The following is an 18,738-nucleotide window of genomic DNA, read 5'->3' on the forward strand; positions in this document are numbered from 1 at the left end:
TTAGAGCGCCGCCCTGTCACGGCGGAGGTCGTCGGTTCGATCCCGATCCGGGTCGCTTTTCATAACTAAATATCTGAAAAATGGGATCTTAGCTCAGCTGGGAGAGCATCTGCCTTACAAGCAGAGGGTCACAGGTTCGAGCCCTGTAGGTCCCATTCTTTTATGGGTGGTTTCCCGAGTGGCCAAAGGGGACAGACTGTAAATCTGCTGCAAATTGCTTCGGTGGTTCGAATCCACCACCACCCACTTGCCAATCAGGCAATCGGCCGATGTGGCTCAATTGGCAGAGCAGCTGATTTGTAATCAGCAGGTTATCGGTTCGAGTCCGATCATCGGCTTTACTTGAGAAATCAAGTACAAAAATAGGATATCGCGGGATGGAGCAGTCTGGAAGCTCGTCGGGCTCATAACCCGAAGGTCGTAGGTTCAAATCCTACTCCCGCAATTTTATGCCTAGTTAGCTCAGTTGGTAGAGCAGAGGACTGAAAATCCTCGTGTCTCTGGTTCGATTCCGGAACTAGGCATATTTTACGGAGCATTAGCTCAGTCGGTAGAGCACTTGACTTTTAATCAAGTTGTCCGGGGTTCGAATCCCCGATGCTTCACTATGTGGAACCCTTTCGAGGGTTCTTTTTTTTGTTCTGCATATCCCAAATTGGTCCGGTGGACCAATTTTGATTATGTTTATCTTAAGGTTACGGCGAAAATCTTGCAAAAGAGCAGGAAATGTACTATGCTTTGAAAGAATAAAAAAGAACGGAGGAATCTGTTTATGGCACAAAAAAAGAAAAACAAAAGACGAAGACGCCAGTTTCAGCAGAAAGTGATTTTAAGTGTTCTGCTTGTTATCATTATCGGATTGATTGGCGTGCTTGGATATCAGATGCAGAAGAACGAGAAAAAACAGACGGATGGAAACGCAAGTGCATCCTCTTCGGTTTCGTCATCCTCTCTTGCTGGGGACAGTTCAGAGCCGATATCGGATTCCAGCCCGGAGGAGGAGATTACACCGATGCCTGAGCCGGTACAGCAGATTTCGTCAGATGGTCTGAACAGTCAGCATGCCCTGCTGGTGCGGGAAAGCGATCTGGCTGAGATGATGAATCTGGGCGGAGATGAGAGAATTTATCCGGCGTCGATGACAAAGATTATGACAGCGCTGCTTACCATTGAAAATCTTCCGGATCTGAACGAGACGATTACGGTTCCGGAGGACATCTTCGAGGAACTGACGGCACAGGATGCGTCGGTAGCGGGATTTAATCCGTACGAACAGCCGACGGTTCGTGATCTTCTCTATGGTGTGCTGCTGCCATCCGGCGCAGATGCATGTGAGACATTGGCGAGAGCAGTCGGCGGATCGGAAGAAGGTTTTGTGGCCATGATGAACCAGAAAGCAGAAGAACTGGGACTTACCAATACGCATTTTGAGAACTGCACGGGACTACATAACGACAACCATTATTCTACCTGCCGTGATATTGCGGTGCTGATGAGTGAGTGTCTGAAGAGTGATACGTTTCGCGAGATCGTGACGAGGGAGGTTTACACAACGGAGGCTACCGCATCACACCCGGAGGGAATTACGCTGTATGACACGATGCTCCACCGGTTTACCAGCTATGAGATGAGTACGACACTGGAGAACGGGGCAGTCATTGAAGGCGGAAAGACCGGATTTACCGATGAGGCGGGTCAGTGCCTGGTCAGCTTTGCAGAATATGGAGGCGAAGAGTACATACTTGTTACGGCAGAGGCCATGACGGATTCGGGATCTGCGGTGGACAGCATCGCGGATGCGAGTACGGTGTATGGAAGATTACAGTAAATACAGGTGAAAGCGAGAGCTGGAAACGGGAGAAAATTCCCGGTTCCGGCTCTTTTTTTTACGTGAAGCAAGTCGAGAAAATAAGGTGTGGATAACATTGGGGATGTTTTGCACGGAATGCGCAGAAAAGAATTATGTTTTCCACAAAAGAAAGAAGCGCAGGGGAAAAATTGTGGATAACGGAAAGGAAAAATCCAGTTTTTGTGTATAGATCGCGCCGGATGGGAAATACTGCTTACTGTAGAAAAGCAGGAGGAGAGCGAGAAATCGAAAAACGCCTCTGAAATGCTTAAAAAGATATCAGCAGAGGTGGTAAGAATATGAAAAGAGACAAGTTGAGAATCGGCGTGATCACAGCGGCACTGGCAATGATGATTGCAGGCGGAGTGCTGACCTGGCAGCAGGATGCGAGAAACGGTAAGGCAGATCAGGCGAAACAGGGAGAGACGGCACAGCTTACAGAGGACGAAAGCACCGGAACTACAGAACAGCAGACGGAGGAGACGGCGGGAGATGCAGACGGAACGCGTGCCGTACAGGATCAGGCAGATGATGTGGAAAACAGTCTGGAACAGGTGCCGGAAATGGAAGCGGCGTGTGAAGAAGAGGCGGCGGGAAATCCAGAAGCAGATGCAGAGACGGCTCAGAATACACCGGAAGAATCAGATGGGAATACAGAAAGACAGGACGCGCAGGCGGTAAACGGAACAGCGGCGGATCAGAACGGAGAAACAGGATCAGGAGAAACAGCGGCGAATGAAGAAACGAGTGCAGCATCCGGAACTGTGGATTCTGCAGAAAATCAGGAAACGGCAGTTGAGACAGCAGGGGCTGCACAGGATCTGATGTTCAGCGAAGCGACAATCATGGAACTGCCGGTTACTGGAACAGTTCTGATTCCGTATAACATGGAAAATACCGTTTATTTCCCGACACTGGATCTTTACCAGTGCAATCCAGGCGTTGTTTTCTCGGCGGCAGAAGGAACTCCGGTTCTGGCGGCAGCGGACGGAGAAGTTGTGAGTGTGGAAAATGATGCAAGAACCGGCCTCACCGTCACCATGAATCTTGGAAATGGATACGAAGCCATCTACGGACAGCTCACAGACGTTTCCCTCGAGGCAGGCCAGAAAGTTCAGAAAGCAGCACGGATCGGAGCAGTTGCAGCACCGACGAAATATTATGTAAAAGAGGGAAGCAATCTTTTCTTTGAGATGAAAAAAGATGGAAAAGCCATTGATCCTATGGTATATCTCCCGGCAATTTCGGAATAAAAAAGAGGACCTGCACGAAATGGGATGCGGGAAAGTATTATAAAGTGTAGGATTCGCAATCGAATCTTTTTTACAGGTTTTGAATACAAAAAAGGCGGCGCAGACCGCGGATGGTAAAATACCGTTTTTCGATTGCTTTTTATAAAAAAGGCTGGCTGAAAACAGTCAGCTTTACATATAACAAACAGGATTGTTTTGATATAGAAAAAGGGCGGAATAAAAGGAAAGTAACCGGTTACAGAAAATGTGAAAGTTTGTCATTTTAGGGGTTTCGTTTTTGAATGTTATCGGTTAAAATAGATGTAGTGGACAGATCCTGAAAACAAGGAGGATTAGAAAAATATGGAGCTTTTATTTATGGACCCGGTGTTCAAAGAAGCAATCTGGGGTGGAACAAAGTTAAGAGACGTATTTGATTACGAAATTCCGAGCGATACAACCGGCGAGTGCTGGGCGATCAGCGGACATGCCAACGGAATGAGCCATGTGGCAGGCGGAAGATTTGATGGAAAAACATTAGGTGAGCTCTGGAAAGAGGAGCCGGAAATTTTCGGAAATTACCCGGGAAGCCAGGTTCCGCTGCTGATCAAGATCATTGATGCAAAAAATGATCTGAGCATCCAGGTTCATCCAGATGATGCTTATGCAGGAGAGCATGAGAATGGATCTCTTGGAAAGACCGAGTGCTGGTACGTGCTGGACTGCGAACCGGGTACAGAAATTGTTATCGGACACAATGCAAAAGACAAGGCAGAAGTGGAGAAAATGATCCGCAATCATGAGTGGAGCGATTTCATCCGCAAAGTGCCGGTACATAAGGGAGATTTCTTCCAGATCAATCCGGGATGCGTACATGCCATCAAAGGCGGCACACTGATTCTGGAGACACAGCAGAGCAGCGATATCACCTATCGTGTATACGATTATGACAGACTGCAGAACGGCAAACCGAGACAGCTTCATGTAGAGCAGAGTATCGATGTTATCGAGGCTCCGTTTAAACCGGCAGATATCGATACCTTTACAGAGGAAATCCCGGGCGCGGTACATACCCATTTTGTAACATGCAAGTTCTACTCTGTAGATAAATACGACATCGACGGTGTATTCACCTTGGATGCGAAAAAATATTATACTAATGTAAGTGTAATCGCCGGAGAGGGTACTGTAAACGGTATTCCGGTTAAGAAAGGTACTCACTTTATTATACCGGCTAATTTTAATGGATGCAGATTTGAAGGAAAACTTTCTGTAATCTGCTCAAATCCAGAAGCATAAGAGAGGAGAAAAACACAATGAGACTTGGAGCATTAGAAGCAGGCGGAACAAAGATGGTCTGCGCAATTGGAAACGCAAATGGAGAAATTTATGAGAGAATTTCTATCCCGACCGAGACACCGGAAATTACCGTTCCGAAAATGATTGAGTATTTCAAAGAGAAGGACATTCAGGCACTGGGAATCGGTTGCTTTGGACCGATCGACCTGAACAGAAAATCCGAAACATATGGTTACATTACCACAACTCCCAAATTAGCATGGAAGAACTACAACATCGTAGGCGCTTTCGCAGATGCACTGGACATCCCGGTTGGATTTGATACCGATGTAAACGGTTCTGCACTGGGTGAGGCTACCTGGGGAATCACAAAAGGTCTGGACAACAGCATTTACATCACCATCGGAACGGGCGTTGGAATGGGAATTATTTCCAATGGCAAGCTGTTGCACGGCATGCTTCATCCGGAAGGCGGACACGTTCTGCTGACCAGACATCCGAAAGATACTTACGGCGGAAAATGCCCGTATCACAGCAACTGCCTGGAAGGCCTTGCTGCAGGTCCTGCCATTGAAGCACGCTGGGGCAAAAAAGGTATTGAGCTGGCAGACAAAAAAGAGGTATGGGAGCTTGAGGCTTACTATATCGGACAGGCACTTGTAGACTGCATCATGCTGCTCTCCCCGCAGAGAATCGTTTTGGGCGGAGGCGTTATGCATCAGGAGCATATGATGCCGCTCGTAAGAGAAGAAGTAAAGAAACAGCTGAACGGATATCTTGTAACAAAAGAACTCGAGGATCTCGACAGCTACATTGTACTTCCAAGTCTGAACGACAATCAGGGTATCATGGGTGCGCTGAAACTGGCTGTAGATGAGCTGGCAATGCAGTAAGGTGCAGGAACATCCGAAAAATTTCACTTACATCGTGGAATGCAGCGATGGAACACTTTACACCGGCTGGACCAACAATCTTGAGCACCGCGTCGAGGCACACAATGTGGGAAAAGGTGCCAAATACACCAAAAGCCGGAGACCGGTAAAACTGGTGTATTTTGAAACGTATTCCTCCAAAGAAGAGGCGATGCGGCGGGAGTGGGAGATTAAACAGCTTTCGCGGACAGAGAAATGGAAGCTGATCAAGGCGAAATAAGAATCAAAAACAGACTTTTCGAACAGACACAACAATGTGTGGATGCGGAAAGTCTGTTTTTTTGTGAAAATGTGTCGAACGATTCCGGAAGAAACCAGATATTTTGACTTGCAAAATAATTTCATCCTGTTATAATAAAAGAAACGGCAACAAGTAGTAATAAAAACCATGTGATACAGTAATTGAAATAAAACAACGTTTCTGACAGGAAAGGAGTGGGCAGAATGAAGTATATCAGAAAAAATGGAATCAAGGATCCTGGCAGTGCGATTACACATGGGACTGCGCTGATCCTAGCGGTGGTGGGAACGCTGCCGTTGCTTTTGAAGGCGGCGCGGGAGCCGGATCATCTGCATGTGGTCGCAATGGCAGTGTTTATGCTGAGTATGATTTTGCTGTATCTGGCGAGCACCGTGTATCACACGTTTGATGTAAACGGGAAGGTGAACCGTCGACTGAAAAAGTTTGATCATATGATGATTTCAGTGCTGATTGCGGGAAGCTACACACCGATCTGCCTGATTGCACTGCATGGACGGACGGGAATTGCACTCTGTGCACTGGTGTGGGCGGCAGCGATTGGCGGGATTCTCGTCAAGGCATTCTGGATCAACTGTCCGAAGTGGTTTTCTTCGGTGCTGTATATCGCAATGGGCTGGCTGTGCGTTCTGGCGTTTCATCCGCTGTTTCTGGCCCTCTCGCGGCCGGCGTTTGGATGGCTGCTGGCCGGCGGAATTATTTATACAGTCGGCGGGGTGATTTACTCCTTAAAAATGCCGGTGTTTAATGCAAAACATAAAAAGTTCGGAACACATGAAATTTTTCATCTGTTTGTGATGGGTGGAAGCTTCTGTCATTTTATTGTGATGTACTATTTTGTGGCGGCGATGCCGGTATAAAATAACAGTGGCGGCTGTACCGGGAAAGAAAAATCCGGTACAGCCGCTGCTTTATGTTTACGTGTCATGGGGGTAAAATCTGTGATGCTGCAAAACCCCTGGAAAATGCTGTTATAACAACGTGAACAGTCACTTTAGTTCAGTTTAATATTTTTAAACAGCGATCCCAGTGTCGTTGTCACTTCCTCTGTCTCCGGGAGTTCGATGGTTTCTTCCTGAATTTCTTCGGCGGCAACATCGTCGAGTGCCTTCATGGAGAGACTGAGTTTGCCGTCTTTGATGGCAATGACTTTTACTTTGACTTTATCGCCGACTGCCAGAACTGCGGACGGATGTTTGATGCGTTTGGCGCAGATCTGGGAGATGTGGACGAGGCCGGAGAGGCCGTTTCCGAGGCTGATGAAGGCGCCGTATGGCTGCAGGCTCTCAACGGTTCCTTCGGTGACGAGGCCGACTTCTACGTTGGAGATTTTCTCTTTGCGCTCTTCGTCTGCTTTCTCGCGGAGAATTTCGCGGGCGGAGAGGATCAGGCGGTCTTTTTCTTTGTCGAGGTCAAAAACCTGTACCTGAATGTCTTTGTTTAAGTATTCATTCAGATCTTCCACGTAGTTCAGGGAGAGTTTGGAAGCCGGGATGAAGCCGCGGATTCCTTCGACGTAAGCGATAACACCGGCGTTTACGATTCCTTTGACTTTTACATCCAGTACGGTTTTCTCTTCTTTGTACTGTGCGAGTTTTTCCCATGCGAGGATATCGTTTGCCTCTGCGCGGGAGAGAAGAATGTTGCCGTGGCCGTCGTCTTTGCGGATCACGGTTGCGGTGATTTCGTCACCGACCTGAACAGCGTCTTTTAAGGAGAAGCCAGGCTCGTTGCTGAAGTCCTCGGCGCGGATGACGCCCTCTGCGTAGTATTTCAGATCGAGAATCACCTCTTTTTCATCTACGGAGATGACGGTTCCGGTGAGCATGTCGCCTTCCTCAATTTTTTTGAAGGAAGCTTCCAGCTCTGCGGAGAAGTCATCCATGGTTAATTTTTCTTCTGACATAATGAAACACCCCTTTTTCGTAAGAATAACAGGAAAACGAGAGGAAAATTGTGGATTTATGAAAAAATCGGGTTCAATTTTGCACGTTTTTCTATCTGCGTTTATCTTAACATAAAAGATTTTCTTTGACCAGATGAAAAAAGGATGGTAATATGTGTGTAGTCGTTACCAAAATTACTGAGACGCGCACTTGCTGCGCGGCTGCAGGAGAAAGTGATTCAGGTGGCCGCCCGGAACTTCGCGGAGCGAATTTGCATGTGCAGGGCGGCGGTTACTGGTCACGAAGTGAGCAGTAACTGTAGTCGTTACAAAAAAAGAAGTAAAACTACCGGGACGAACTTACTGTATACCACAAACATACAGAAGGGAGGAGTACTATTATGAAATCAAATTCAAGAGTTTATGTAATTGGACATAAAAATCCGGATACGGATTCCATTTGTTCGGCGATTGCCTATGCGGATATCAAGAACAGGACAGATAAAACCAAAACCTACATGGCGCGGCGTGCCGGTCAGATCAATGAGGAGACCGAGTATGTACTGAAGCGTTTTGGCGTGCGCGCACCGGGGTATCTGCCGAATGCGGGAACGCAGGTAAAGGAAATTGAAATCCATGAGGTGCCGAGCGTACCGGGCACGATTTCCGTGAAGAAAGCGTATTCCATGATGAAAAACAACAACGTGGTCACACTGCCGATTACTTCGCCGGACAATGATCTGCAGGGCGTGATTACGGTCAGTGATATCGCAGAATCCTATATGGATTCTTATGACAGCCATGTCATGTCACTGGCAAGGACGCAATACCGCAGTATCGCGGATACGTTGGATGGTTCGGTTATTGTCGGAAATGAACATGGTTATTTTATCCGCGGAAAAGTCGTTGTCGGCGCATTCCATCCGGATACGATGGAGAACTACATCGAAAAAGATGACCTTGTCATTCTCGGAAACCGTGCGGAGGACCAGCTCTGTGCAATCGAGATGGATGCAAGCTGCATTATCGTCGGACTTGGCGCAAAGGTGACGAAAACGATTCAGAAATTTGCAGAGGAAAAATGCTGTGTGATCATCAGCAGTCCGCATGACACGTATACGATTGCGCGTCTGATTAACCAGAGTATTCCGGTCAAATATCTGATGCGCAGAAGCAATCTGATCACGTTCAACACCGAAGATTTCCTCGATGATATCAAAGAAGTTATGAAAAATCAGAGACACCGCGATTTCCCGATTCTGAACAAGAAAGGAAAATATGTGGGAACGATTTCCCGTCGGAACCTGATCGGAAATGCAGGAAAGAAACTGATTCTCGTCGATCACAATGAGGAATCACAGGCGGTCGATAACGTCAAAGAGGCGGAGATTCTCGAGATCATCGACCATCATCGTCTGGGATCACTTGAGACGATGGCGCCGGTTATGTTCCGCAATGAGCCGGTGGGCTGCACGGGAACGATTATGTATGAAATTTATAAGGAAAAAGAGCTGGAGATCGCGCCGAACATCGCAGGACTGCTCTGCGCAGCCATCATTTCCGATACGCTGATGTTCCGGTCGCCGACGTGTACGTTTCTTGACAAAGCGGCAGCAGAGGCACTGGCGGACATTGCAGGCATCAGCATTCCGGAGTTTGCATCCGAAATGTTCCGTGCAGGAAGCAACCTGAAAGATAAATCACCGGAAGAAATTTTCTACCAGGATTTCAAAAAATTCATCATGGGCGATGTTACGTTTGGTGTCGGCCAGATTACATCCCTCGATGCGGGCGAGCTGGAATCCATCAAGGAACAGCTTCTGCCGCAGATGGAAAGCGAGTGCGGAAAACACGGCATCGAGATGGTATTCTTTATGCTGACCAATATTATAGAAGAATCTACAGAGCTTCTGTATTATGGAAGCGGGGCAAAGGAAGTCATCGAAAAAGCTTTTGAAGATCTTCCGGTCAACGAGGTCAGCTGCGAGCTGAAGGGTGTTGTATCGAGAAAGAAACAGCTGATTCCGGCATTTATGATGGCGCTGCAGAATCAGTAAAAACAGAAAAAATAAAAAAGCGTGGTTCCGGGCCTGAAAACAGATCCGGGGCACGCTTTTTTCGGTCATAAAAGGGTGAAAAAAAGGAAAGGAAAGAAATAAGAATGGGAAAACAGACATGGAAAGCGGGAAATATGCTGTATCCGCTGCCGGCGGTCATGGTGTCGGTGCGCGGAAAGAACGGGGAGGACAACATCATCACCGTTGCCTGGGCCGGCACGGTGTGTACGAATCCTCCGATGGTATCGATCTCGGTGCGGCCGGAACGCTACAGCTATCAGATGATCAAAGAGAGCGGTGCGTTCGTCATCAACCTGACGACGGAGGACCTCTGCTATGCGACCGACTACTGCGGCGTGCGCTCGGGAAGAGATGTGGATAAGTTCAAAGAGATGAAACTGACGAAAGTCGAGGCGGAGGAGATTTCCGCACCGATGATCGGGGAGTCGCCGGTTAATATCGAGTGTAAAGTGGAGCAGGTGCTCGAACTGGGCTCGCATCACATGTTTCTTGCAAAAGTTGTGGCTGTCCATGCGGATGAGGCATACATGGATGAGCGCGGCCGCTTCGATCTGAACCGCGCGAAACCGATTGTGTATTCCCACGGAGAGTACTTTGGAATCGGGAAAAAGCAGGGAACCTTTGGCTGGAGCGTGAAGAAAAAATCGAAAACACCTAATATAAAAACAAAAAACCGCAGCTAATCTTTATTTTCTAAAGAATCAGCACGCGAAATTTTATAGTACTTTCGGTAAAAATATACAAAATCGACAAAAATACTGGGTAAATATTAGAAAACGCTACAAAATCATGATTTATTAGGAATTTTTTGCGTGAAATATTGCAAAAACCGGATATTTTATGCTATAATATCAACCAATCGTTGACCTTATAAAATTAAGTGATCCGGAGGACGGGAGAATCCACCGGAGACGCGAGAGAGTGCGGAAATGATTTTCTCCACGCTTTAAGGCTGATGAGAACCGCAGATGGATCTTTTAAAGAAATCTTTCTGCACTACATTAAGGGAGAAATTTCAAGGAGGAAACTAACATGTCATACGTAGATGAGGTTATTGAGTCCGTAGTTGCAAAAAACCCAGCTGAGCCGGAATTCCATCAGGCAGTCAAAGAGGTTCTGGAATCTCTTCGCCCTGTTATTGAAGCAAACGAGGAAAAATACAGAAAAGTTGCTCTTCTGGAGAGAATGGTAGAGCCAGAGCGTCAGATCAAATTCCGTGTGCCGTGGGTAGACGATAAAGGACAGGCTCATGTAAACACCGGATATCGTGTACAGTTTAACAGTGCAATCGGACCTTACAAAGGAGGAATCCGTCTGCATCCTTCTGTAAATATTGGTATTATCAAATTCCTGGGATTCGAGCAGGTATTCAAAAACTCACTGACCAGCCTTCCGATCGGCGGAGGTAAAGGTGGTTCTGACTTCGATCCGAAAGGAAAATCTGACAGAGAGATCATGGCATTCTGCCAGAGCTTTATGACAGAGCTTTGCAAATATATCGGCGCAGACACCGACGTACCGGCTGGTGACATCGGAACAGGCGCAAGAGAGATCGGCTTCATGTTCGGACAGTACAAGAGAATCCGCGGCGTATACGAAGGCGTTCTGACTGGTAAAGGTTTAAGCTACGGCGGATCTTTAGCAAGAACAGAGGCTACCGGATACGGACTGCTGTACCTGACCCAGGAGCTGCTGAAACTGAACGGCATCGACATCGCAGGCAAGACCGCTTGTGTATCCGGTTCCGGAAACGTTGCAATCTATGCAATCGAGAAAGCTACTCAGCTTGGTGTGAAAGTTCTCACCTGCTCTGACTCCAACGGATGGGTTTACGATCCAGACGGAATCGATGTAGCTGCATTAAAAGAGATCAAAGAAGTAAACCGTGCCCGTCTGACCGAGTACAAGAAATATCGTCCAAACTCTGAGTACCACGAAGGACGCGGCGTATGGGTTGTAAAAGCAGACCTTGCTCTTCCTTGCGCAACTCAGAACGAGCTGCTGCTTGAGGATGCAAAAGCACTTGTTGAGAACGGATGCACTGCAGTATGCGAGGGCGCTAACATGCCTACTACTCTGGAAGCAACCAAATATCTGCAGGAGCACGGCGTAATCTTCGCACCTGGAAAAGCTGCAAATGCAGGTGGTGTTGCAACATCCGCACTCGAGATGTCCCAGAACTCCGAGCGTCTGTCCTGGACCTTCGATGAAGTTGATGCAAAACTGAAAAATATCATGATCAACATCACACACAACATGGTTGATGCTGCAAAACGTTACGGCCATGAGGGCGACTATGTTATGGGCGCTAACATCGCAGGCTTTGAGAAAGTAGCTGACGCTATGATGGCTCAGGGAATCTGCTAATCTGATTTTGAGAAATCCAAAGGGATCTCCGGTTAAGACCGAGGGTCCCTTTTTGCATAAAAGATGGAAGAAACACAGAAAAATAACGAAAATTACAGTGTACAAAAAACATTACATTTTGCAACAAGACTAGACAGAAGAAATAGACTTTCACGCGGTACCGTGTGAATAAAACGACAGAAGATTCGAGTAAGTTGTATTATTATGCATAAATGCAATATACAGGTAAGATAAAAACGTAAGAAAAAAGATATTTTATGTTCAGAAATAGAGCGCATAGTAAACAAAAATAATGCAAAAATAATGAAAAGCAGAAGTTGACAAGAGCTTGCATGAGAAATATAATTATTTATGTATTGATAAAGAACTTGTATGCATTAATATGTAATGAATTTGCATACAGGGAAGAGGAAGAGAAGATGACATTAAAAGATTGCTACATGCAGATGGGAGCAGATTACGAGGAAACCGTTCAGCGGCTTCGCAGTGAATCTCTAATTCAGCGGATCATTTTAAAATTTCCTCAGGATCCGAGCTATCAGGAGCTTTGCCAGGCACTGGCGGACGGAAATATTGAGGTTGCATTCCGTGCAGCTCATACATTAAAAGGCGTGTGCCAGAATCTTGGTTTTAAAAATCTGTACGAGCCAAGCGCCGAGCTGACCGAGCGGTTAAGACCGCTGCAGGAGACCGAGACGGATGATCTGATGCAGAAGGTGACGGAAGAATATAACCGCACCGTAAAAGCGATTGAGGATTTCCAGAACGCTTAAATTGAAGGAAGAAAACAAGGAGACATTGATCTGTGAGATGAGGAACACAGACCGGTGTCTCCTTTTTATGGAATTCTGTACAAGATGCGGGTTGACGGGAAAAAAGAAACATGATAATCTTTTTACATAAAAGCACAGCTTATGAAGAAGACTTGTTTAAAAAGAAAAACTTATAAGTATCTATAAGAAAAAACAAGGACGCTTTGCCGGAAAAATTCCGGCTGTGCAGGGCATATTCCATACCGAAAGGCAAGGCAGCCCAAATCTACAAAAGCAGGAGAAAAGCAATGAAAAAAGAAAAAAGTTCAGCTATGGGAACCCCGTACACCTTTGAAGGACGGATTCCGCTGAAGCAGGCGATTCCGCTTGGATTGCAGCACATAATGGCGATGTTCGTAGGAAACCTTACCCCGCTTCTGATCATCATGGGAGCGTGCGGTCTGACGGCGGATGCGGGCTACGGTGCACTTCGTACGGCTCTTTTGCAGAATGCAATGACAGTAGCCGGTATTGTAACACTGGTACAGATGTTTTCGATTGGACCGATCGGCGGTAAAGTACCGATTGTTATGGGTACATCTTCTGGATTCCTCGGCGTATTCAAGAGCGTGACAGCCGTGCTGGGACAGGGCGCGCTGACGTACGGCGCTATCCTTGGTGCGACAATTGTCGGCGGTCTGTTTGAGGGCGTGCTTGGCGTCTGTTTAAAGCCGCTTCGTAAATTTTTCCCGTCGGTTGTTACCGGCTGCGTCGTTATGGCGATCGGTCTTTCGCTGATTCCGGTTGGAATCAATTATCTCTGCGGCGGTTCCGGAACGAACGATTACGGTTCCATACAGAACCTGTTCCTTGGCATGGTCGTTCTGATTGTAACGCTGGCACTGAAGCACTTTACAAATCCGAAGGGAATCTTAAGCACGGCTTCAATTCTGATCGGTATTTTAGTCGGCTACGTGGTAGCTATTATTATGACCATGGTTCTGCCGCATACCGGAACGGCGGTTCTTGAGGATGGAAGCACTGTTTCCTATACATATTCCTGGGTTGTCAATTTCCAGCAGGTAAAAGATGCGTCCTGGTTCGCACTCCCTGGTATTGCAGGCTTTGGAAAACTGGCTGAGGTAAAACCAGTCTTCCGTGTGGAGGCAATTCTCCCGGTAGCGATCATGTTCATCGTAACAACCGTTGAGACGGTCGGCGATATCTGCGCCTGCGTAGAGAGCGGTATGGACCGCGAGGCAACCGATTCTGAGCTTTCCGGCGGTATCATCTGCGACGGTCTCGGATCCAGCTTTGCAGCAGCACTCGGCGTTCTCCCGAATACTTCTTTTGCACAGAACGTCGGCATTATTTCGATGACAAAAATCGTAAACCGTATGGCACTTTCCTGCGGAGCCATTTTCCTGATCCTCTGCGGACTCTGCCCGAAGATTGCAGCATTTGTATCCATTATGCCGCAGTCCGTACTCGGCGGTGCAGCCGTTATGATGTTTGCGTCAATTCTGGTTTCCGGTATCCAGCTCATCACAAAAGAGCCGATTACGAGCCGTGAGATCACGATCGTTTCTGTTGCACTGGGTCTTGGCTACGGCCTTGGTTCCACAGCGGGAGCAACTTCTGAGCTTCCTTATTATATCCAGCTGATTTTCGGCGGCTCCGGTATTGTTCCGGCAGCTGTTGCGGCGATTGTACTGAATATTATTATTCCAAAAGAGAAGAAAAAAGCAGAATAAAGAACAAAAAAAGAAAAAGAACCTCTTATGTTTCCGGAAAGAAGTATTCCCGGGGAGAGATAAGAGGTTCTTTTTTATTGTGTTGCCCGGCATTCGGAGGGAACTGCCGGTAGAAGGCTCTGCAGGTAAAATGTCTGAAAATACGAGGAATATACAAAATGACGGAAAAAAGCACAAAAAATCCGTCAATAGATAAAAGAATAACGAAAAAGAAAAAGTCAAGATTGACTATAAATTTTAAAATAGTGTACAAAATCGACAATATGAATTAAAAAAACGAAATAAATTGTGAAAAATACATAAAAAATGCTTGTCAAAACGGGTGGAGAAGAGGTATAATCATTGCATAAAAAGTGTGACGAAAATGTGAAAGTTTTAGGCAAAACGTATGATTAAAAACAATGGATTCTTCGTAAGCCTGGACAAAAGCAACAACGGAGCACGCAAAAAGAACGTAAATCACAAGGAGGACACCAAATGAAAAAGAAAGTAATTTCTGCATTACTGGCAAGCACCATGATCGTAAGCCTGGTAGCATGTGGCAGCACTGGAGGAGACAGTTCTGACGCAAACAGCAAGAGCAGCGGCACAACAGCATCAAGTACGGCAGGCGGCGATGAAGCAAAGGATACCTCATCGGACAGCGGCTCCGGCGATGCAGCAGGTTCTGGTGACTGGGTTGCAGCAGCTGATGAAGCAGACGATGCAGTACCGGGTGAAAATGACGATCGTGCGTTTGCAAAATTTGATCATGTCGTAGAAGTACATTATGGATATCAGATCGACCCGAAGGATACCACACTTCCGGACGGCGATTCCGTAGATAACAACCAGTACACCAGATACCTTCTGGATAACTACAACATCAAAGTTGTCTGCGACTGGACTGCAGGTAATGCATCTGACTTCCAGCAGAAAGTATCTCTGGCAATCGCATCTGCTTCCCTTCCGGATGCAGTCGTTGCACCAACCCGTAACTACCTGGTACAGGCAGCAAGAGCAGATCTTCTTGCAGACCTCTGGCCGGAGTTCAACCAGTACGCATCCAAACAGGTAAAAGAAATCATCGAGACTACCGAAGGACGTGCGATCAACAATGCAACCGTAGACGGAACCTTCTGTGCACTGCCAAACATATCGGTAGATACCGATGGTGTTTACCTGTACTTTATCCGTCAGGACTGGCTGGATCAGTTAGGACTGGAAGTTCCGAAGACCGTAGATGAACTCGGCGAAGTAGCTCAGAAATTTAAAGACGCAGGTCTCAGCCCGGATTATGCAATCGCAGGTATTGATAACGGCGGAAGAACCTACTCCAACTTCCTGAACTCCTCCAACAACGGATACGGTTTCGATGCTGTATATCAGGCATTCAATGCAACACCGGGATATTTTCTGAAAGATGATTCCGGCGAACTGTACTGGGGAACTACAACAGATGAAATGAAAGAAGCCCTTACCACCTTACATGACTGGTATGAAAAAGGCCTCATCAACCCGGAGGTTGGAACCACAACCAACGGCGACAATGCAAACAATGTTAAGAACGGAACCTGCGGTATCTTCATGGGACCATGGTGGAGCCTTGGATACGGAAACCCGGATTCCTTCCGTAACGATAACAATGCAAACTGGCAGGCATATCCGCTGTACACCAAAGACGGTGAGTGGAATATTCATATGAAAGACGTTGGAACCACTTATACTATGGTAAACAAAAACGCATCGGATGATGTGAAGAAAGCCATTGTTATCATGAACAACGTACTCGTTCGTGATGAGTCTACCTTCGATACTTCTGTAGCAATCGGCTGGTATCCGCTGCGTAACTGTATGGCAGCTACCGATGAGTGCGAGTATGAGTATGATGCACTGATGGGAATCATCAAAGGCGAAGCAAGCGCAGATGATTATCAGCAGGGCGGAAGCAAATTCAACGGTCTGTACAAGAACCTGGCAAACGATGCCGCAACTCTGAAAGACGTTATCTCTGAGGACTATGACGGATCCAGAGATCTGGCAGTAACCGATATGGATGTCAACACCAACAACGGACAGTTCAACAGATTCTATGCACTGCTGATTGGTGATCGTCCATACGCAACACTTGAGCCGGATCACAAGATCTATTCTGAACTGTACTACACCATCGACGGAATGGATACCTACTGGACCCAGATTTCTGACCTGGAAGACAAGAGTATCCTTCAGTTCATCACTGGTGCGAAGAGCCTTGACGAGTGGGATCAGTTCTGCACCGACTGGCATGTACAGGGTGGTGATCAGATCCTTGAGCTGGTAAAAGATTACCTGGCTGAGTAACTAATGTAAATGTATGATGTGGAGGGTGGGGTACAGGAAAGCCTGTACCCCACTACTTTAAAAAAATGACATCAAAGGAGGAGCTTGCCGTGAAGAAGAAAAAAGGCCATCTCGGGCTGTCAAATTCCTTTCACTATACGTTAATGGTTCTGCCGGGTTATATCTGGCTGTTTATGTTTTCTATCGTTCCGATGGTTGGTATTGTAATGGCATTCCAGGATTACAATCCGAGCAAAGGATGGTTCGGCTCTCCGTGGGTAGGTTTGAAATGGTTTAAATACCTGACCGTTATCCCGGATGCAAAACGGGCACTTGTCAATACTCTGATTATTGCAATCGCAAAGGTTATCCTGAATATCATCATTCCGCTGGTGTTCGCACTGCTGCTGAATGAGGTAAAGAATATGAAGTTCAAAAAGACGGTTCAGACGATCGTATATCTGCCGCACTTCGTATCCTGGGTTATCCTTGCAAACATCATCACCAATATCCTTGGCGCAAACGGAATTTTCAACACGGTCCGCAGCGCAATGGGTGCAACGGATACCGTTCTTCCGATGACCATGCCTGGCATCTTCCGTCAGTTACTGATCGGAACTGATGTATGGAAAGAGTTCGGTTACAACGCAGTTATTTATCTTGCAGCGCTGACCGGCATCAGCCCGAGCCTTTACGAGGCAGCTGCAATCGACGGCGCAAGCCGCTGGAAACGTGTATGGCACATCACCATCCCGGGACTGGTTCCGACCATCGTTCTTCTGACCACACTGGCAATGGGCAACGTTCTGAATGCAGGTTTCGACCAGGTATTCAACATGTACAACCAGCTGGTTATTGAAACTGGTGATATCATCGATACATACGTATACCGTATTGGTATTACAAACATGCAGTTCTCGCTGGCTACTGCAGCAGGTCTCTTTAAATCTGTTGTCAGCTTCGTGCTGGTTGTTACTTCTTATGTTTGTGCTTACAGGTTTGCTGATTACAAGATTTTCTAAGGAGGGCAGAAATTATGATAGAAAGCAAGAGTTTTGGCAGCAAAGCGTTTAAAGTCATAAATGCTATCATCCTGATTCTCCTGGCATTCAGCTGTTTTTATCCGTTATGGTATACGTTCTGCGTATCTATTTCTTCAAAAGCAGCCGCTGAGGGCGGTCTTGTAACGATTTACCCGATCGGATCAAACGTAAAATCCTACAGCCTGATTATGGGTGATTCCGCATTCTGGAATTCCTTCTGGATTTCCATCAAGCGAGTTGTGATTGGAACCATATGGACCATGGTTGTCCTGATTATGATGTCCTATCCGCTGGCAAAGAGCAAAACAGAGTACAAACCGAGAAACGTCCTGATGTGGATCCTGGTATTCTGTATGCTGTTCAATGGTGGTACCATTCCGTGGTTCATCACCGTTAAAAATTATGGTATGATCGATACGATGGCAGCACTGGTTCTGGCTGGTTCTGTTCCGGTATTCAACGTACTCCTGATGATGAACTTCTTCCGCGGCATCCCGGGAGACCTCGAGGAGGCAGCCCGTGTAGACGGCGCCGGCCCGTGGCGTATCCTGTGGCAGATTGTAGTTCCGTGTTCCAAACCGGTTATCGCAACCATCGTCCTGTTTACATCCGTTGGTTACTGGAACGAGTATTTCCAGGGCCTGGTATTAATGAACAAAGAGACGAACTATCCGTTACAGACCTACATCCGTCAGATCTCCGTTCAGATCCCGGTAGGCGTAACCCTGACTGCAGAGCAGTATCAGCAGTTAGCACAGAACTCCAACAAATCACTGGAGGCAGCAAAGGTATTTATCGCCCTTGTTCCTATGCTGATTGTATATCCGTTCCTGCAGAAATACTTCGTAACCGGTATTACACTGGGAGCAGTAAAAGAATAAGAGAAAACGCAGAAAAAGCGGCTTCTGAATCGAAACAGGAAGCCGCTTTTTTGCGCTTTTTTTCTTGCGTCCGGGGAGAAAACAGCGTAAGATAAAAAGGTATTGA

15 protein-coding genes and 6 tRNA genes are annotated in these 18,738 nt (G+C 46.8%); 20 read left to right on the plus strand and 1 reads right to left on the minus strand.

The features are described from left to right. Nucleotides 1-82: 82 nt before the first annotated feature. The 12 genes from DWX32_RS12315 (at nucleotide 83) to trhA (ending at nucleotide 6,431) form a co-directional block, all read left to right on the plus strand. Nucleotides 83-155: transfer RNA gene (locus DWX32_RS12315), tRNA-Val, on the plus strand. Between the two features lie 9 nt (nucleotides 156-164). Beyond that, nucleotides 165-246, plus strand: a tRNA-Tyr gene (locus tag DWX32_RS12320). 19 nt (nucleotides 247-265) lie between these two features. Further along, a tRNA-Thr gene (locus DWX32_RS12325) sits at nucleotides 266-338 on the plus strand. Nucleotides 339-371: 33 nt separating this feature from the next. Then, nucleotides 372-445: transfer RNA gene (locus tag DWX32_RS12330), tRNA-Met, on the plus strand. Nucleotides 446-451: 6 nt separating this feature from the next. Further along, a tRNA-Phe gene (locus tag DWX32_RS12335) sits at nucleotides 452-524 on the plus strand. An 8-nt stretch (nucleotides 525-532) separates the two neighbouring features. Continuing rightward, nucleotides 533-605: transfer RNA gene (locus DWX32_RS12340), tRNA-Lys, on the plus strand. Between the two features lie 167 nt (nucleotides 606-772). Then, entirely contained in the window at nucleotides 773-1,828 is a 1,056-nt protein-coding gene (locus DWX32_RS12345) for a D-alanyl-D-alanine carboxypeptidase family protein (protein ID WP_117762164.1), read from the plus strand. A 320-nt stretch (nucleotides 1,829-2,148) separates the two neighbouring features. Further along, nucleotides 2,149-3,102, plus strand: coding sequence for a peptidoglycan DD-metalloendopeptidase family protein (locus DWX32_RS12350; RefSeq protein ID WP_117762165.1), 954 nt, complete (start codon nucleotides 2,149-2,151; stop codon nucleotides 3,100-3,102). A gap of 342 nt (nucleotides 3,103-3,444) precedes the next feature. Next, on the plus strand, nucleotides 3,445-4,380 hold the full coding sequence (gene manA / locus DWX32_RS12355) for a mannose-6-phosphate isomerase, class I (RefSeq protein WP_118595199.1): 936 nt from the start codon (nucleotides 3,445-3,447) through the stop codon (nucleotides 4,378-4,380). Between the two features lie 17 nt (nucleotides 4,381-4,397). After that, nucleotides 4,398-5,273, plus strand: coding sequence for an ROK family protein (locus tag DWX32_RS12360; protein ID WP_022461220.1), 876 nt, complete (start codon nucleotides 4,398-4,400; stop codon nucleotides 5,271-5,273). Next, the gene (locus DWX32_RS12365; protein WP_118640815.1) at nucleotides 5,254-5,532 is read left to right on the plus strand and encodes a GIY-YIG nuclease family protein; all 279 of its coding nucleotides are present in this window, start codon (nucleotides 5,254-5,256) and stop codon (nucleotides 5,530-5,532) included. The genes DWX32_RS12360 and DWX32_RS12365 overlap by 20 nt, the downstream gene beginning before the upstream one ends. A gap of 224 nt (nucleotides 5,533-5,756) precedes the next feature. Then, nucleotides 5,757-6,431 carry a PAQR family membrane homeostasis protein TrhA gene (trhA, locus tag DWX32_RS12370; RefSeq protein ID WP_118640817.1) on the plus strand — a complete coding sequence of 225 codons (675 nt, stop codon included), beginning with the start codon at nucleotides 5,757-5,759 and terminating at the stop codon, nucleotides 6,429-6,431. A 134-nt stretch (nucleotides 6,432-6,565) separates the two neighbouring features. On the opposite strand, the gene DWX32_RS12375 is transcribed toward trhA, so the two are convergent. Beyond that, a complete protein-coding gene (locus DWX32_RS12375) occupies nucleotides 6,566-7,477 on the minus strand; it encodes a 30S ribosomal protein S1 (protein ID WP_117813161.1) in 912 nt (303 codons plus the stop codon). A 380-nt stretch (nucleotides 7,478-7,857) separates the two neighbouring features. On the opposite strand from DWX32_RS12375, the gene DWX32_RS12380 reads away from it, so the two are divergent. The 8 genes from DWX32_RS12380 (at nucleotide 7,858) to DWX32_RS12415 (ending at nucleotide 18,632) form a co-directional block, all read left to right on the plus strand. Next, nucleotides 7,858-9,513: a putative manganese-dependent inorganic diphosphatase gene (locus tag DWX32_RS12380; RefSeq protein ID WP_117762172.1), complete on the plus strand. Its 1,656-nt coding sequence runs from the start codon at nucleotides 7,858-7,860 to the stop codon at nucleotides 9,511-9,513. 104 nt (nucleotides 9,514-9,617) lie between these two features. Beyond that, the gene (locus DWX32_RS12385) at nucleotides 9,618-10,217 is read left to right on the plus strand and encodes a flavin reductase family protein (RefSeq protein WP_117510675.1); all 600 of its coding nucleotides are present in this window, start codon (nucleotides 9,618-9,620) and stop codon (nucleotides 10,215-10,217) included. A gap of 349 nt (nucleotides 10,218-10,566) precedes the next feature. Continuing rightward, nucleotides 10,567-11,901, plus strand: a complete 1,335-nt coding sequence (gene gdhA / locus DWX32_RS12390; RefSeq protein ID WP_055220308.1) for an NADP-specific glutamate dehydrogenase — start codon at nucleotides 10,567-10,569, stop codon at nucleotides 11,899-11,901. 419 nt (nucleotides 11,902-12,320) lie between these two features. Continuing rightward, on the plus strand, nucleotides 12,321-12,674 hold the full coding sequence (locus DWX32_RS12395; RefSeq protein WP_055220310.1) for an Hpt domain-containing protein: 354 nt from the start codon (nucleotides 12,321-12,323) through the stop codon (nucleotides 12,672-12,674). Between the two features lie 287 nt (nucleotides 12,675-12,961). Continuing rightward, nucleotides 12,962-14,407, plus strand: a complete 1,446-nt coding sequence (locus DWX32_RS12400) for a uracil-xanthine permease family protein (protein WP_118660230.1) — start codon at nucleotides 12,962-12,964, stop codon at nucleotides 14,405-14,407. A gap of 477 nt (nucleotides 14,408-14,884) precedes the next feature. Further along, nucleotides 14,885-16,729 carry an extracellular solute-binding protein gene (locus DWX32_RS12405; protein WP_118660232.1) on the plus strand — a complete coding sequence of 615 codons (1,845 nt, stop codon included), beginning with the start codon at nucleotides 14,885-14,887 and terminating at the stop codon, nucleotides 16,727-16,729. 89 nt (nucleotides 16,730-16,818) lie between these two features. Continuing rightward, nucleotides 16,819-17,730, plus strand: a complete 912-nt coding sequence (locus tag DWX32_RS12410) for an ABC transporter permease (protein WP_243037587.1) — start codon at nucleotides 16,819-16,821, stop codon at nucleotides 17,728-17,730. Nucleotides 17,731-17,744: 14 nt separating this feature from the next. Further along, entirely contained in the window at nucleotides 17,745-18,632 is an 888-nt protein-coding gene (locus DWX32_RS12415) for a carbohydrate ABC transporter permease (protein ID WP_117510684.1), read from the plus strand. Nucleotides 18,633-18,738: the final 106 nt, after the last annotated feature.

Origin of the sequence: Blautia sp. AF19-13LB (assembly GCF_003479105.1) — a bacterium.
In the GTDB taxonomy this organism is placed as follows: Bacteria; Bacillota; Clostridia; order Lachnospirales; family Lachnospiraceae; genus Fusicatenibacter; species Fusicatenibacter saccharivorans.